The 17,240-nt window shown below is 65.0% G+C and carries 6 protein-coding genes; 4 read left to right on the top strand and 2 right to left on the bottom strand.

Features of this window, described 5'->3' with window-relative positions; translation table 11 throughout:
- The first annotated feature begins 192 nt into the window (after positions 1-192).
- Positions 193-693, top strand: coding sequence for a thioredoxin family protein (locus ASR47_RS23340; RefSeq protein ID WP_082989122.1), 501 nt, complete (start codon positions 193-195; stop codon positions 691-693).
- A gap of 5 nt (positions 694-698) precedes the next feature.
- On the opposite strand, the gene ASR47_RS23335 is transcribed toward ASR47_RS23340, so the two are convergent.
- On the bottom strand, positions 699-1,196 hold the full coding sequence (locus tag ASR47_RS23335) for an Lrp/AsnC family transcriptional regulator (RefSeq protein WP_065310173.1): 498 nt from the start codon (positions 1,194-1,196) through the stop codon (positions 699-701).
- Positions 1,197-1,319: 123 nt separating this feature from the next.
- Between ASR47_RS23335 and ASR47_RS23330 the strand changes: the two genes are divergently transcribed.
- Entirely contained in the window at positions 1,320-3,335 is a 2,016-nt protein-coding gene (locus ASR47_RS23330; RefSeq protein ID WP_065310172.1) for an aminotransferase class V-fold PLP-dependent enzyme, read from the top strand.
- Positions 3,336-3,337: 2 nt separating this feature from the next.
- Here ASR47_RS23330 and ASR47_RS28250 read toward each other — a convergent pair whose 3' ends face one another.
- Entirely contained in the window at positions 3,338-5,176 is a 1,839-nt protein-coding gene (locus ASR47_RS28250) for a methyl-accepting chemotaxis protein (RefSeq protein WP_065310171.1), read from the bottom strand.
- A gap of 722 nt (positions 5,177-5,898) precedes the next feature.
- Between ASR47_RS28250 and ASR47_RS23320 the strand changes: the two genes are divergently transcribed.
- Together ASR47_RS23320 and ASR47_RS23315 are read left to right on the top strand one after the other, a co-directional pair.
- Positions 5,899-14,535 carry a glycoside hydrolase family 94 protein gene (locus ASR47_RS23320; protein ID WP_065310325.1) on the top strand — a complete coding sequence of 2,879 codons (8,637 nt, stop codon included), beginning with the start codon at positions 5,899-5,901 and terminating at the stop codon, positions 14,533-14,535.
- 119 nt (positions 14,536-14,654) lie between these two features.
- Positions 14,655-17,039: a M1 family metallopeptidase gene (locus tag ASR47_RS23315; protein WP_065310324.1), complete on the top strand. Its 2,385-nt coding sequence runs from the start codon at positions 14,655-14,657 to the stop codon at positions 17,037-17,039.
- Positions 17,040-17,240 lie beyond the last annotated feature (201 nt).

The following is a 17,240-nucleotide window of genomic DNA, read 5'->3' as shown; positions in this document are numbered from 1 at the left end:
TTCGCGTTGCTCATGCAGAGCTGGACATTATCCCATGCGTGCGCATTCGCTGCCGGCGCATGCTTATATGCTTTCCGCATAAGCACAGTGCAAATGAATTGTGGATATTTCTGCGCAGCAGGCATATCCTGGACTGTCGTGCTCGCTGACCGTCGTCAGCCTGCCTCATGTCTTATTTTTCCGGAGCCTCTCATGCGTCTTCTTGCCACTGTTCTCACCAGCCTGCTGCTGTCCGGCGCCGCCATCGCCGCCGCGCCAACGCCCGCACCGGCCGCCGCCCAGCATCTGCCCTACAACACGGCGGCCGACGCCAAGGCCGAGGTGGCGCAGGCGCTGGCGCACGCGAAGGCGGCCCATGTGCCGGTGCTGCTGATCTTTGGCGCCAACTGGTGCGAAGACTGCCGCGCGCTTGACAAGGCCTTGAAGGAAGGCAAAAACGCCGCGCTGATGCAGAAGGAATTCAAGGTGGTGAAGGTCGATGTGGGCAACTTCGACCATAACCTGGACGTGGCGAACGCCTATGGCAATCCGCTGAAAAAAGGCATACCGGCCGCCGTGCTGGTGTCGAGCAGCGACAACCAGGTGCTGTACGCCACCAAGGGCGGCGAACTGGCCAACGCGCGCCGCATGAGCGAAAGCGGCATCTACGACTTTTTCAAGCACGCCGCCACGCTCAGGCAGCCGGCGATCTGATCACCTCAGGCGGGCAGGCCGTGGGCGATCAGTTCCAGCGGCAGTTCGGTGCTGTATTTGATCTGTTCCATGGAAAACGCCGATGACACGCCCAGCAGCTGCGCCGCCTTGATCAGCTTTTTGTAGAACAGGTCATAGCCCTTGATGTCGGTGGTGACGACTTTCAGCAAATAATCGATGTCGCCGCTCATGCGGTGAAATTCCTGCACTTCCGGCAGCACGATGACGGCGGCGGCAAAGCGGCGCAGCCATTTTTCGTCATGCTGGCCGGTGCGCACGCTGACGAACACCGTCACCGGCAGGCCGACTTTCTGGCGATTGACAATCGCCACGCGGCTCTCGATATACCCCTCTTCCTCCAGGCGCTTGAGCCGCTTCCAGCATGGCGTGCTCGACAGGCCAATACGTTCGCTCAGGGCGGCGATCGACAGCGTGCCGTCGCTTTGCAGCGCGGCCAGGATGGCGCAGTCGAATTTGTCGAGCGGATGGGAAAGTGAATTCATTTGTTTATCTCGCGATTGGTAGCATGAACATGCTGCATGGTAGCGCATCGCCAGTAAATTTTGGCATATCTTCACGGGCAGCGCTTGGTAGACTGTTCACCTGCCCAATCCCCAGCGAACATCATGAAAGACATCTACCTCGACTGCAACGCCACCACCGGCGTGCTGCCCGCCGCCGTCGCCGCCGCCAGCGCCGCCATGGCGCACGGCTATGGCAACCCCAGCAGCACCCATGCCACCGGCCTGCAGGCCAGGGCGATGATGGACGGCGTGCGCGCGCTGGCGCGCCGCCTGCTCGGCAGCGGCGAAGGGCGGCTGATGTTCAACAGCGGCGCCACCGAGGGCATACAGACGGCCGTGCTGTCGGCGCTGTGCGCGCTGCGCGAACGGCGCGACGCGGGCCAGCGCATCGGCAGCCTGCTGCTGTACGGCGCGACCGAACACAAGGCCGTGCCGGAAAGCCTGGCGCACTGGAACCGCCTGCTGGGCCTGAACCTGACCCTGCGCGCGCTGCCGGTCGACAGCGACGGCCGCCACGACCTGGCGGTGCTGGACGAACTGATCGGCGAAACGGCGATGCTGTGCACCATGGCGGCCAACAATGAAACCGGCGTGATCAGCGACCTGACGGCGATCGCGCAACTGCTCGAAGAGCGCGGCGCCCATGCCTGCTGGATGGTCGACTGCGTGCAGGCGCTGGGCAAGCTGCAGCTGAACCTGGCGGCCACGCGCATCGATTACGCGCCGTTTTCGGGCCACAAGCTGTATGCGCCGAAAGGCATCGGCATGCTGTACGTGCGCGCCGGCGCGCCATTCACGCCGCTGATCATGGGCGGCGGCCAGGAAACGGGACAGCGCTCGGGCACCGAAAACATGGCCGGCATCGCCGCGCTGGGCGCCGTGCTGGCGGCGCTGGACGATGGCGTGACCTTCCGCAGTCATGGCGAACTGGCGCAATTTCGCATGCGCCTGGCCGCCAGCCTGCAAAGCGCCTTGCCGGGCCTGGTCTTCAATATGCCGTTCGCGCTGTCGCTGCCGACCACCCTGAATTTTTCGGTGCCGGGCGTGTCATCGAAAGAACTGCTGGACCTGTTCGACGCGGCCGGCGTGCGCGTCAGTTCGGGCAGCGCCTGCTCGGCGTCGAAAGCCTTGCCCAGCTATGTGCTCGAAGCGATGGAGGTGCCGGCCTGGCGCGCCAGTTCGGCGATCCGCATGTCGTTCGGCCCGCTGACGGACGAAGCGACCATCGTCGCCGCCTGCGAACGCATCGAGCGCTGTGGCCAGGCGCTGCGCGCCAGCTGTCTGCTGCCGTCCGCTCCGGCTCCCCTGGCTCCCCTGGCGCCGTCGTCCGCCGTGCGCGACGGCGTCACGGAGCTGAGCGTCGATGGCCGCAGCACCTGGCTGCTGGCGGACGCGGCCAGCAGCAGCTGCGTGATCGTCGACCCGCAAGCGGCGCTGGTGCCGCGCCTGGCCGCCTTCGTGCGCTGCCAGGGCTATCGCGTGCAGGCCATCGTGCATACCGACGCGCCGCGCGACCAGGGCGCGGCGCGCCAGTCGCTGCAAGAGGCGCTGGCGATCGATTCCACCGACGCCTTCGATGCGCAGGGGCGGCTGGCGTTTGGCGCCGGCCTGCGCCGCATCGATTGCGGCGATACCCAGGTGTATTTGCTGGGCAACAGCCTGGCCTTCACGGGCGCGCTCGATGCGCGCGTGGTGGCGGCCTTGCTGAGCCCGGATCTGGTCACGCCGGACACCGTGCTGTGCGGCTCGCGCGACGATGGCAGCATCTGCGCCACCGTGCGTCCGGTGCAGCCGGCGGTGGCGCCGGCCTTGCAGCTCGATACGGCCGGCCTGGCGGCGTGGTTGCCCGCGCATCCGGACGCCATCGTGGTCGATGTGCGCGAAGCGCATGAACAGGCCGCCTGCATGGGACAGGTGTTCGACGGCCACGCCGTGCACAGCGTGCCATTGAGCCGCCTGGCCGGTGCAGTGGCCGGCTGGCTGCGTGCGCCGCAGCGCCCGATCGTGTTTTTCTGCCGCAGCGGCAACCGCAGCATGAAGGCCGCGCAGTGCCTGCGCCGGCTGGGCCACCAGCAATCGTTCAGCCTGAATGGCGGGCTGGCGCTGGCCCCGCGCTAGCGTCAGCGCAGCGCCTTGCGGGCCAGTGTGGCCGGGCTGGCAGGTGGTTCCGCCAGCTTGAAGCCGCCGACCACCTCGCACAGATGCTGGGCCATCTGTTTCAGGCTTTCCGTGGCCGCCGCCGACTCTTCCACCAGGGCCGAGTTTTGCTGGGTGATGTCGTCCATGTGGCTGATGGCGCGGTTGACTTCTTCGATGCCCTGGCTCTGTTCCTGGCTGGCCCGGGTGATGTCGCGCATCAGTTCGGCCAGGCCCTGGATGGCGTCGACGATATTGCCGATGGTATTGCCGGCCTGGTTGACCAGCCGCTCGCCGCTGTCGATCTCGGCGCCCGAGTCGACGATCAGGGTCTTGATTTCGCGCGCGGCGCTGGCCGAGCGCTGCGCCAGGTTGCGCACTTCCGACGCCACCACGGCGAAACCGCGGCCTTGCTCGCCGGCCCGCGCCGCTTCCACCGCCGCGTTCAGCGCCAGGATATTGGTCTGGAAGGCGATGCCGTCGATCACGCCGATGATGTCGGTGATGCGGTTCGAACTCTGCTTGATCGAGCCCATGGTGGAGACCACCTGCGAAAACACGCTGCCGCCCTGGCTGGCCACGCCGGACGCCGACAGCGCCAGCTCGCTGGCCTGCACCGCGTTGGCGGCATTCTGGCGCACCGTGGCCGTCAGTTCCTCCATTGAACTGGACGTCTGTTCCAGCGAGCCGGCCTGCGATTCGGTGCGCGCCGACAGGTCGGCGTTGCCGCTGGCAATTTCCGCCGACGACAGCTGCACCGCGTTGCTGGTGTCGCGGATGCTGTGCAGGACGGTCGAGATCTTGTCGACAAAACGGTTGAAGGCGCGCGCGATCTGCGCCAGTTCGTCGCCGCCATCGGTATTGAGGCGCTTGCGCATGTCGCCGTCGCCCGAGGCGATATCGTCGAGCGCGTCGCGCACCAGCGCCAGGCGGCGCAGCGCCTTGGCCACCAGCAGCGCCAGCACGGCGCCGGCCGCCAGGGTCACCAGCAGCGCCATCACGGCCGAATTGCCCAGCATGGACGTGAGCGCCGCCGTCGCTTCGGCGCGGTCCAGCACGATCACCAGCAGCCAGTCTGTGCCGGGCACCTTGCTGGCGTACAGCAGGCCGTCGCGCCCCAGCAGATGTACGGCGGCTGCTTCTTGCGTGGCGGCGCTGCGCGCCAGGCTGGCGCCGGACAGCGACGCGTCAAAATCGGCCACCGGCTTGAGCGTCAGTTTTTTATCGGGGTGGGCGATGATGGTGCCGGCGCCGTCGACCAGGAAGGCAAAGCTGCTGGCCGTCGGCTTGATCGCCACCACGCTGGCCACCACGTTCTCGATCTCGATATCGGCCGCGCCGACGGCGGTGGCCGCGCCCTTCGGACCAAACGCCGCGGCGAACGTCACCACCAGCTTGGCGGGACTGGTGCTCATGTAGGGCGTGGTGAGGATGGGCGCCTCGCTCTTGAGCGCCTGCTGGTACCAGTTGCGCTGGGTCGGGTCATAGCCGTCGGGCATGGGGTGCAAGGCCAGCATGCGTTTGTCGGGGTAGCCGATATAGGTATCGTCGAACTGGCCCGCCACATGGGCCGACTGAATGAACGGGATCGGGTCGGCCAGGTCGGCCGCCAGTTTCAGCGACGACACCACCTGGCTTTTGCCGCGCACCCAGTCCGTGATGGCTTTTGCGTGCAAGGCCGACAGCTGCAGCATCTGGGCATTGAGCGAGGCCATGGTGCTGCTGCGGGTGGTGATGAAATTGGTGAACGTGATCACCAGCATGGCCAACATCACGATCACGATGCAAATGGCGATAAGACGGGTTTTTAATGATGAAAACATGCGGAATCTTTCTGGCTGGCTGAATGAGCTTGAATATTTATTTCAGGCAATTATACCGATAGTGGCTTGTCGGTCGTAAATCATGGTGCTTTTAATATGTATTTTTTTTATTGCTGTCGCATTAATGGCATGACTGTCGTTTTTTATATTGAAAAAGCAGATCCTGATTTTTATCAATGACTTAGCCCATGCATGAGCTCATGTATGTCAGGCGGAAACCGGCTTGGCCACGGCGCCGTTGTTAACTGCCAGCGGATTGATTTTTTATTAATTTATATCGTATGAATATTTTCCGGTGATATGCATCCATGCTGCCTGGCGTATATGTGGCCATGCAGCGGCAGTAATCGCAGAGGCGCTCTATTGCTGAGTTGCATCCGCGCTACTCGGCATGACGGTTTATTTCCATATGGAATCACGAATGCTGCCTGCGGGCCACTTTCTTGGCCCTGCCACGGCCAATGCCCGCTGTGTGTACGCTAGCGCACGGTCTCATGGTGGGTGCGCACCTACGATGAAGTTCAGAAAATCTCTCTGATGTTTGAGATTCATCGTAACGCTCCGGCGCTTTGCTTTCCGTCTTTGCCAGTCCCTGCTTTGCTCCCGCAAACCGGCCCTGGCCTGTGCGGCGGGTGCCGTCGTTTCATGCGCGCACCTAGAGCGAGGCCAAGTTGAAAGAGTACACAGCAGTAGTCAAGGAAAAGCTTTCCCGATTCAAGGACATTTTCCAGGGCAGTATCAATCCCGGCCATGCGGGCGAGAGCTTCGACGCCGCGCGCGACGACGCCTTGCCCTTGCGCTCGGAGTTGTTCAGCGCCATGCAGATGGCCGCGCACGGCAAGAATATCGCCACCGGCCATGCGGTCGGCAAGCGGCAGGGCCGCGACCGCCTTCTGGCGCGGCTGGCCGACAACGCGGCCCTGATCACGGCCACCGTCAATGAACTGACGGCCACCGTGAAAAGCGGGCGCCAGGTCACGCCGGCCTCGGAATGGCTGCTTGATAATTTTTACCTGATCGAAGAACAGATCCGCACCACGCGGCGCCACTTGCCGAAGAACTACAGCAAGGAATTGCCACGGCTGGCGACCGGCCCTGACGCCGGCTGTCCGCGCGTGTACAAGATCGCGCTGGAAATCATCTCGCATGGCGACGGCCACGTGGACATGGAAAACCTGTGCCACTTCGTCGAAGCCTATCAGGACGTCGCCACCCTGACCCTGGGCGAGCTGTGGGCCGTGCCCATCATGCTGCGCCTGGCGCTGATCGAAAACCTGCGCCGCGTGGCCGCGCGCGTGGCCGACGACCGCCTGCAGCGCGACCTGGCCAATGGCTGGGCCGACAAGATGATGGAGATCGCCGACAGCAACCCCAGCGGCCTGATCCTGCTGGTGGCCGACATGGCGCGCTCGAATCCGCCCACCAGCAGCGCCTTCGTGGCCGAACTGTCGCGCCGCCTGCAGGGGCAAAGCCCGTCGCTGACCCTGGCGCTGTCGTGGCTGACCCACAAACTGGCCGAAGCGGGCCTGACCATCGACCAGCAGGTGCAGGTCGAGATCGGCCAGCAGGCGGCCGACCAGGTGACGATCGCCAACAGCATCGGCAGCCTGCGCTTCCTGGGTACCATGGACTGGCAGGAATTTGTCGAGACCATGAGCGTGGTCGAGCAGACCTTGCGCCTGGACCCGGCCGGCACCTATGGCGCCATGGATTTCGCCACCCGCGACAGCTACCGCCATGCGATCGAACGCATCGCCAGGCGCAGCGACCGCAGCGAAGTGGAGGTGGCCGAAATGGCGGTGCAGCTGGCGCAGACGCATGGCGGCGGCCATGACACGCGCAAGGGCCATATCGGCTTTTACCTGGTCGGGCGCGGTGTATTGATCCTGGAAAAACAGGCCGGCGCCAAACTGCCATTCCGCGAAGCGCTGGAGCACACGGCACGGGCGGCGCCGCTGGCCGTCTACCTCGGCGCGATCTCCTTCCTGAGCCTGGCCGCCAGCGCGCTGCTGCTCGAACGCGCGCTGCGTTATGGCGTGTCGGGCTGGCCTTTGGTGCTGCTGGGCGTGCTGGCGCTGATGGGCAGCAGCCAGCTGGCCGTGGCGCTGGTCAACTGGATCGCCACCCTGATGACCGTGCCGCACCCGCTGCCGCGCATGGACTACAAGGCCGGCATTCCGTCGGACGCGCGCGCCATCGTGGTGGTGCCGACGCTGATCTACAGCGAGGCCAACGTGGCCGAACTGTGCGAAGCGCTGGAAGTGCGCTACCTGGCCAACCGCGACCCCAACCTGCGCTTTTGCCTGCTGACCGATTTTGTCGACGCGCCCGCGCAGACCCTGCCCGGCGACGAGGCCCTGCTGCGCCAGGCGCAGACCGTTATCCGTGGCCTGAACCAGAAATACTGCGTCGAAGGCGAACAGTTCAAGGACAACGGCGACCCGGCCGATCCCGAAGACCTGGGCCAGGCCGGCCCGTTCCTGCTGCTGCACCGCCCGCGCCTGTGGAACTCGCAGCAGAACGCGTGGATGGGCCAGGAGCGCAAGCGCGGCAAATTGTCGGACCTGAACCTGTTCCTGCGCGGCGGCGCGCGCGACAAATTCATGCTCGTCGAAGGCGAATTGCGCGGCCTGCGCACCATCAAATACGTGATCACGCTCGACACCGACACCCAGCTGCCGCGCGACGCGGCGCGCCATTTTGTCGCCACCATGATGCACCCGCTGAACCGCCCCGTGCTCGACGCGGCCGGCTCGCGCGTGATCGCCGGCTACGGCATTTTGCAGCCGCGCGTGGCCGTCGCCCTGCCCAGCGCCAACGCCTCGCAGTACGAACTGCTGTGCGGCGGCGAGCCGGGCATCGACCCGTACACGCGCACCGTGTCCGACCTGTACCAGGACGTCTTCTATGAAGGCTCGTTCATCGGCAAGGGCATCTACGATCTCGACATGTTCGAGCGCGTGCTGGGCCAGCGCCTGCCGGACAATAAAATCCTCAGCCACGATTTGCTCGAAGGCTGCTACCTGCGCGCCGGTCTCTTGAGCGACTCGCAATTGTATGAAGAATATCCGGCCCGCTACGACGCGGACGTGAGCCGCCGCCAGCGCTGGATCCGCGGCGACTGGCAGCTGATCGGCTGGCTGCTGGGCCGCGTGCCGGGCCGTGGCGGCAAGCGCGAACGCAATCCGCTGTCGATGCTGTCGCGCTGGAAGCTGTTCGACAACCTGCGCCGCAGCCTGGTCGCGCCGGCCACCACCGCGTCCCTGCTGCTGACCTGGGGCTTTTTGCCGCAGGTGGCGTTCTGGAGCGCGGCGGTGCTGGCCATCATTTTCCTGCCCCCCGTCATTTCGGCCCTGTACGACCTGCTGCGCAAGCCGCGCGACACCCTGTGGCGCCAGCACCTGGACGCCTTCGAGCGCCGCTGCGGCGTGCAGTTCTCGCACGCCATGCTGACCCTGGTGTTCCTGCCGTATGAAGCCTTTATCAGCCTCGACGCCATCGTGCGCACATTGTGGCGCCTGGCCGTCTCGCACAAGCATCTGCTCGACTGGCGCGCCTCGAATCTGCACAGTTCAAAAGGTGAACCGGGCGACAGCTGGCGCGCCATGTGGATCTCGCCGCTGCTGGCGGTGGCCACTTTTGCCGCGCTGCTGCACTGGCGTGCGGAAGCTGTGCCGGCGGCCGCCATCATCCTGGCGCTGTGGCTGGCCGCGCCGGTGATCGCCTGGCGCATCAGCCGTCCGATCAAGCGCGCCGCCGCCCGCCTGTCGGTGGAGCAGGGCGAATTCCTGCACGGCGTGGCGCGCAAGACCTGGGCCTATTTCGACACCTTTGTCGGCCCGGACGACCATTTCCTGCCGCCCGATAACATGCAGGAGCACCCCAGCATGGTGGTGGCGCACCGCACCTCGCCGACCAATATCGGCCTGGCGCTGCTGGCCAACCTGACCGCCTACGACTTCGGCTATATCACCATGGGCCAGCTGATCGAACGCAGCCGCGCCACCCTGCACAGCATGGGCGAACTGGAACGCTTCCAGGGCCACTTCTACAACTGGTACGACACGCAGACCCTGAAACCGCTGCAGCCGATGTATATCTCGACGGTCGACAGCGGCAATCTGGCCGGCCACCTGCTGACCTTGCAGCCCGGCCTGATCGAACTGTATGACGCGCCGATCATCGGCGCGCAGCTGGTCAAAGGCATCCGCACCACGGCCCAGGTGCTGCAGGAATTCATCGCCGTCGACAGCGGCGCGAACGGCGCGCGCGAAGCGCTGGCGCTGCTGCTGGCCGATGCCACGCCGGCCAGCCTGCCCGAGTGGCATGCTTACCTGGGCGCGGCCAACAGCGCCGCCGACGCGCTGCTGTCGCTGTCCCTGCAAGGCAGCGACAACGAGCTGTCCATGTGGGGCGATGCGCTGGCGCGCCAGTGCCGTGCGGCCCTGGCCGAACTGCTGCAACTGGCGCCATGGGCCGCGCATGCGGGCCTCGACGGTTCGCTTTCGCGCGTGCCGACCCTGCGCGAGCTGGCGACCCTGGAAGCGGCGCCCGGCACCTTGCCCGAGCTGGCCAGCCTGCTGGCGCAAGGGCGTGAACAGGCGATCCGCAATGTGCGCGACATCGCCCAGGCCGCGGGCCAGGCGCGCGACTTCGCGCAGATCGAATACGCTTTCCTGTACAACCCGGCGACCAAGCTCTTGGCGATCGGCTACAACGTCAGCGAGCGCCGTCTCGACGCCAGTTACTACGACTTGCTCGCCTCCGAAGTGCGCCTGGCCAGCTTTATCGCGATCGCCCAGGGCCAGCTGCCGCAGGAGCACTGGTTTGCCCTCGGCCGCCAGCTGTGCATGGTGGCCGGCCAGCCGGTGCTGCTGTCGTGGAGCGGCTCGATGTTCGAGTACCTGATGCCGCTCTTGGTGATGCCGAACTACCCGAATACCCTGCTCGACCAGACCTATCACTCGGTGATCGAAGCGCAGATCGACTACGGCCGCCAGCGCGACGTGCCGTGGGGCGTGTCCGAGTCGGGCTACAACACGGTCGACGCCAGCCTCAATTACCAGTACCGCGCGTTCGGCGTGCCGGGCCTGGGCTTGAAACGCGGCCTGGCCGACGACCTGGTGATCGCGCCGTACGCCAGCATGATGGGCCTGATGGTGAAACCGGAAGAGTCGTGCCAGAACATGCAGCGCATGCAGGCGGCCGGCTACATGGGACGCTACGGCTTTTTCGAGGCGATCGACTTTACGGCGGCGCGCCTGCCGCGTGGCCAGGCCAGCGCCGTGATCCGCTCCTACATGGTGCACCACCAGGGCATGGGTTTCCTGGCGCTCAGCTATCTGCTGCACGACCGGCCGATGCAGCGCCGTTTCGAATCCGATCCGCTGCTGCAATCGGCCTTGCTGGTGCTGCAGGAACGCACGCCGCAGGCCGGCGCCTTTTACTCGAACACGGCCGAACTGGCGGTGCTGCGCAGCAGCGCCACCGAGCAGACCCCGCCGATGCGCATCCTCACCCAGGCCAACAGCGCCGTGCCGGAAACGCAGCTGCTGTCGAACGGCCGCTACCACGTCATGGTCAGCAACGCCGGCGGCAGCTACAGCCGCTGGAAGGACCTGTCGGTGACGCGCTGGCGCGAAGACAGCACGCGCGACAACTGGGGCAATTTCTGCTACCTGCGCGACCTCGACGAAGGCGATGTCTGGTCCACCACCTACCAGCCGACGCTGGTCGAGCCGAAAAAATACGAGGTGATCTTTTCGGAAGGGCGCGCCGAGTTTCGCCGCGCCGACCATGGCCTGGACCTGTACACGGAAATCGTCGTCTCGCCCGAGGACGATATCGAGATCCGCCGCACCCGCATCAGCAACAATTCGAACCGCCAGCGCCGCATCGAGATCACCAGTTTTGCCGAAGTGGTGATGGCGCCGTCGGCCGCCGACGCGGCCCATCCGGCGTTCAGCAAGCTGTTCGTGCAGACCGAAATCCTGGCGCAGGAAAACGCCATTTTGTGCACGCGCCGGCCGCGCTCGAAAGAAGAGCAGATGCCGTGGATGCTGCACGTGATGACGGTGCATGACGCTGCCGGCTACGAGGTCTCGTTCGAGACCGACCGCTCGCGCTTTATCGGCCGCGGCAACACGGCGCAGCTGCCGCTGGCGCTGCAGCAGGACGGCCCCCTGAGCGGTGGCCAGGGTTCGGTGCTCGACCCCGTGGTGGCGATCCGCTATGTGGTCACGCTGGCGCCCGACCAGGCCATTACGGTTGACAGCGTGACGGGCATGGTCGAACAGCGCGAAGCGGCGCTGCACCTGATCGACAAATACCAGGACCGCCACCTGGCCGACCGCGTGTTCGAACTGGCGTGGACCCACAGCCAGGTGGTGCTGCGCCAGCTCAACGCCAGCGAAGCCGACGCCCAGCTCTATGCGCGCCTGGCCAATGCCGTGATCTATCCGAACGCCTCGCTGCGCGCCGACGCCAGCATCCTGCTGAAGAACCATCGCGGCCAGTCGGGCCTGTGGGCCTACGCGATTTCCGGCGACCTGCCGATCGTGCTGCTGCAGATCCGCGACCCGGCCAATATCGAACTGGCGCGGCAAATGGTGCAGGCGCATGCCTACTGGCGCCTGAAAGGCCTGGTGGTCGACCTGGTGATCTGGTACGAAGACCAGTCCGGCTATCGCCAGCTGCTGCAGGAGCAGATCATGGGCCTGATCGCCTCGGGCATCGACGCGCAGGCGATCGACCGTCCGGGCGGCATCTTCGTGCGCCTGGCCGACCAGATCGCCAACGAAGACCGCATCTTGCTGCAGTCGGTGGCGCGCGCCATCATCAGCGACACGCGCGGCACCCTGGCCGAGCAGGTCAAGCGGCCGGCCAGCCCGGTGCTGCGCATGCCGCCGCTGATGCTCGAAGGCGGGCGCGAAGTGGTGCTGGCGCCGCACCGCGCACCGCAGCGCGAGCTGATCCTGGAAAACGGCCTTGGCGGCTTTACGCCCGATGGCCGCGAGTACGTGATCACCACCGGCGAAGGCCAGCGCACCCCGGCGCCATGGTCGAACGTGCTGGCCAATGCGCAGTTCGGCACCGTGGTGTCGGAAAGCGGCCAGGCCTATACCTGGAGCGAGAACGCGCATGAATTCCGCCTCACGCCATGGCACAACGATCCGGTGTCCGACCTGTCCGGCGAAGCGTTCTATATCCGCGACGAGGAAGGCGGCCACTTCTGGTCGCCGACGGCCTTGCCGGCGCGCGGCACCGGCGACTACGTCACGCGCCACGGCTTTGGCTACAGCGTGTTCGAGCACTGCGAGAGCGGCATCGCCAGCGAACTGTCGACCTATGTGGCGCTCGATGCCCCCGTCAAGTACATGGTGGTCAAGCTGCGCAACGACAGCGGCGTGGCGCGCCGCCTGTCCGTCACCGGCTACATCGAATGGGTATTGGCCGACCTGCGCGCCAAGTCCGGCATGCACGTGGTGACGGAGGTGGACTCGATTACCGGCGCGCTGTTTGCGCGCAATAACTACAACACCGAGTTTTCCGGCCGTGTGGGCTTTTTCAATACCGACGCCAGCATCCGCTCGATCACCTGCGACCGCAATGAATTCATCGGCCGCAACGGCAGCCTGGCAGAGCCGGCCGCCATGCGCCGCGTGCGCCTGTCCGGCAAGGCCGGCACCGGCCTGGACGCCTGCGCGGCGATCCAGGTGCCGTTCGAACTGCAGCCGGGGCAGGAGCGCGAGATCGTCTTTATCCTCGGCGTGGGCGGGCGCCGCAATGCCGACGCCAGCACCATGGTGCAGCGTCACATGGGCAAGGATGCGGCGCGCAATGCGCTGGCCAATGTGCGCGCGCACTGGGAAAGCACGCTCGGTGCGGTGCGCATCGAAACCCCCGAGCCGAGCCTGGACGTGATCGCCAACGGCTGGCTGATGTACCAGACCATCGCCTGCCGCCTGTGGGCGCGCAGCGGCTACTACCAGTCCGGCGGCGCCTATGGCTTTCGCGACCAGCTGCAGGACGCGATGGCGATGATCCACACGGCGCCGCAGCTGCTGCGCAGCCATCTGCTGGTCAGCGCCGCGCACCAGTTCCTCGAAGGCGACGTGATGCACTGGTGGCATCCGCCATCGGACCGTGGCGTGCGCACGCACTGCTCGGACGACTACCTGTGGCTGCCGCTGGCCGCCTGCCGCTATGTGACGGCCACCGGCGACCTTGATGTGCTGTCGGAAGTGGTGCACTTCATCGAAGGGCGCGCCGTCAAGCCGGAAGAGGATTCCTATTACGACCTGCCGGTGCGGTCAAACGAATCGGCCGACCTGTACGAACACTGCGTGCGCGCGATTCGCCATGGCCTGCGCATGGGCGTGCACGGCCTGCCGCTGATGGGCTCCTGCGACTGGAACGACGGCATGGACAAGGTGGGCGAGCATGGCAAGGGCGAAAGCGTGTGGCTGGCCTTCTTCCTGTACGAGGTGCTGCAGCGCTTTGCCGACGTGGCGGTGCTGCGCGGCGATACGCAGTTCGCCCAGTTCTGCCGCGACGAGGCGGCCAAGCTGTCGGCCAATGTCGAGGAACACGCGTGGGATGGCGAGTGGTACCGCCGCGCCTATTTCGACGACGGCACGCCGCTCGGTTCGCACACCAACCTCGAATGCCAGATCGACTCGATTTCGCAAAGCTGGGGCGTGCTGTCGGGCGCGGCGAATAAAGAACGGGTGGCCGGCGCCATGCGCCAGGTCGACGCGCGCCTGGTGCGGCGCGATTCGGGCGTGATTCAATTGCTCGATCCGCCGTTCGACAAGGCCGACCTGAACCCCGGCTATATCCGTGGCTATGTGCCGGGCGTGCGTGAAAACGGCGGCCAGTACACCCATGCGGCGATCTGGACGGCGATGGCCTTTGCGCGCATGGGCGATGGCGAAAAAGCCTGGGAGCTGATGCGCATGATCAGCCCCGTGCGCCATGCCGAAGACGCCGAAGCGGTGGCGCGCTACAAGGTCGAACCGTATGTGGTGACGGCCGACGTGTATGCGGTCTCGCCGCACGTCGGGCGCGGCGGCTGGAGCTGGTACACGGGTTCCTCGGGCTGGCTGTACCGCCTGATCGTCGAATCCCTGCTGGGCGTGTCGCGCGAAGCGAACCAGCTGCGCCTGACGCCAACCTTGCCGGCCGAATGGCGCACCTTCAAGCTGCACTATCGCTTTGGCGAGAGCAGCTACGCCATCACGGTGGAAAAAGCGCAAGGGCAGGCCACCGGCTTGACGGTCGACGGCGTGGCGGTTGCCGGCGACACCATCGCCCTGCGCGACGAGAAGCGGGAATACACGGTGCTGCTGCGCGTGTAGCGGGTGGCGTGGAAGGGGGGCGCTGCAAGGCGCCGGGCAAGCCATCGCTGACAATGATTGGTTTGCAAACGGACTCGACATAGAATGCAGGCTGTCCCCCTTTTACGATGGAATGCGCCATGCCGGTCCTGGTTCGCTTGCTTGCCCTGTGTCTGCCCCTGTTGGTGTCCCTGCCCGGCGTATGCGGCCCCGCCGCGCCGTTCGATGACAAGTTCCGCCAGCTCGAAGAACTGCTGCCCACGCCAAATGGCTACCGCACCGCCTCGGGCGCGCCCGGCCACGCCTACTGGCAGCAGCGCGCCGACTATGTGATCCGCGCCACCCTGGACGAAGAGCGACGCGCGATTACCGCCAGCGAGCAGATCACCTATCACAACCGCTCGCCCGACAGCCTGGCCTACCTGTGGCTGCAGCTGGACCAGAACGGCCTGCGCAAGGACGCCGACCAGCGCCGTGTGCTGAGCGCGCCGTCGCGCCAGGCCTGGCTCAGCGGCGACGAAGAGCAGGCCTTGAAATTCGAAGACCTGCGCGCCATCCACGCCGGGCGCGAATTCGACGGCGGCTTCAAGCTGGGCGCCATTACGCTGGCCAGCGGCCAGCCGCTGGCGCACGTGGTCAACCAGACCATGCTGCGCATCGACCTGCCGGTGGCGCTGGCGCCCGGCCAGAGCATCACCTTCCATATCGCCTGGTCCTACCTGATCAACGACCAGAAGGTGCTGGTCGAGCGCTCCGGCTACGAGTATTTTGAAGACGATAAAAACACCATCTTCCAGGTGGCGCAGTGGTTTCCGCGCATGGCCGCCTATTACGACGCCGTCGGCTGGCAGAACAAGCAGTTTCTCGGCTCGGGCGAATTCACGCTCGAATTTGGCGACTACGAGCTGTACCTGACGGTACCCGCCGACCATGTGGTGGCCGCCACGGGCGAGCTGCAAAACCCGCAGGAGGTATTGTCCGGCACGCAGCGCGAGCGCCTGGCCAGGGCGAAAAGCAGCGACGTGCCGCTGATGGTGGTCACGCCGGCGGAGGCGCTGGCGGCGGAAAAAACGCGCAGTACGGCGATGAAGACCTGGCACTACAAGGCTGCCAATGTGCGCGACGCGGCCTGGGCGTCGAGCCGCAAGTTCATCTGGGATGCGCAGGGCCTGAACAGCGGCGCCAAGCGCGTGCTGGCCATGTCCTACTACCCGAACGAAGGCAATCCGCTGTGGCAGCAGTACAGCACGCGCGCGGTGGCGCACACCATCGAGCAGTACAACAAGTACAGTTTCGACTATCCCTACCCGGTGGCGCTGTCGGTCAACGGCGCCGTCGGCGGCATGGAGTATCCGATGATCGCCTTTAATGGCGGTCGCCCGGTGAAAGACAGGAAAACGGGCGAACTGACGTATTCGAAAAAGACCAAATACGACCTGATCGGCGTGATCATCCACGAGGTAGGCCACAATTATTTTCCGATGATCGTCAACTCCGACGAGCGCCAGTGGACCTGGATGGACGAGGGCCTGAACTCCTTCGTGCAGTACCTGGCCGAGCAGGCGTGGGAGGAGGATTTTCCTTCCTGGAATGGCGAGCCGCGCAAGATCGTCGACTATATGCGCAGCCAGCACCAGGTGCCGATCATGACCAACTCCGAGTCGCTGCTGCAGTTCTCGGCCAACGCCTACGACAAGCCGGCCACGGCGCTCAACATCCTGCGCGAAACCATCCTCGGGCGCGAATTGTTCGACTTCGCCTTCAAGCAGTATGCGCAGCGCTGGAAATTCAAGCGCCCCACGCCGGCCGATTTTTTCCGCACCATGGAAGACGCCTCGGGCACCGACCTCGACTGGTTCTGGCGCGGCTGGTTCTACACCACCGACGCGGTCGACATCAGCATCGACGGCATCAGCGAATATGGCGTGAACACGAAAGACCCGGAGATCGAAAAGGCCTGGAAAAAGGCGCAGCACGATGCCCAGCCGCTGTCGATCTCGGCGCAGCGCAACCGCGCGCTGCCGAAGAAAATCGACCAGGACCCCTCCTTGAAGGACTTTTATAACCGCCACGATGATTTCACGGTCACCAACAAGGACCGCAACAGCCACGCCGAAGAGATGGAAGGGCTGGAGCCGTGGGAGCGCAAACTGCTGGAACAGCGCAACGCCGGCAAATACCTGTACCTGGTCGACTTTTCCAACCTCGGTGGCCTGGTGATGCCCTTGATTCTGGAAATCGAACTGAAAAGCGGCAAGAAGATCATCGAGCGCGTGCCGGCCGAAGTATGGCGCTATTCACCGGCGAAAATCAGCAAGGTGATCGTGCTTGAGGAACCGATGGTGGGCCTGGTGCAGGACCCTTACTGGGAGACGGCCGACATCGATACCAGCAACAACGCCTGGCCGCGCAAAATCACGCCATCGCGGCTGGAGCTGTTCAAGCAGGACCGCGACAAGAACAATCTGATGAAGGATTTTAATACGCCGTTGAAGGCGGCCGAGAAGGCAGCAGAAGCAAGATAATGATACAAGCACCAGCCTGCCCGGTAATGCTGTTCAGTCAGCCTCTCCGACGTATTGAAAAGCATAAAAACGTAAAAACGGCGGGCCGAAGACGCGAGCCTGAGAAAATGCCGATGGCTGCGTTGCAGCTCCTTGTCGTACATGCGTACTGCCTGCGTCGCTGCGCCTTGCCCTCGCCATTTTTCAGGCCCGCTTGGCCCG

The organism is Janthinobacterium psychrotolerans (assembly GCF_001677885.1).
Classification (GTDB): domain Bacteria; phylum Pseudomonadota; class Gammaproteobacteria; order Burkholderiales; family Burkholderiaceae_D; genus Janthinobacterium; species Janthinobacterium psychrotolerans.
This window is presented reverse-complemented; position numbering and strand designations above follow the sequence as displayed.

Excerpts from the sequence above, each read along its gene's own strand:
- ASR47_RS23340 (WP_082989122.1), top strand. The coding sequence starts at position 193 with ATGCGTCTTCTTGCCACTGTTCTCACCAGCCTGCTGCTGTCCGGCGCC.
- ASR47_RS23335 (WP_065310173.1), bottom strand. The coding sequence starts at position 1,196 with ATGAATTCACTTTCCCATCCGCTCGACAAATTCGACTGCGCCATCCTG.
- ASR47_RS23330 (WP_065310172.1), top strand. The coding sequence starts at position 1,320 with ATGAAAGACATCTACCTCGACTGCAACGCCACCACCGGCGTGCTGCCC.
- ASR47_RS28250 (WP_065310171.1), bottom strand. The coding sequence starts at position 5,176 with ATGTTTTCATCATTAAAAACCCGTCTTATCGCCATTTGCATCGTGATC.
- ASR47_RS23315 (WP_065310324.1), top strand. The coding sequence starts at position 14,655 with ATGCCGGTCCTGGTTCGCTTGCTTGCCCTGTGTCTGCCCCTGTTGGTG.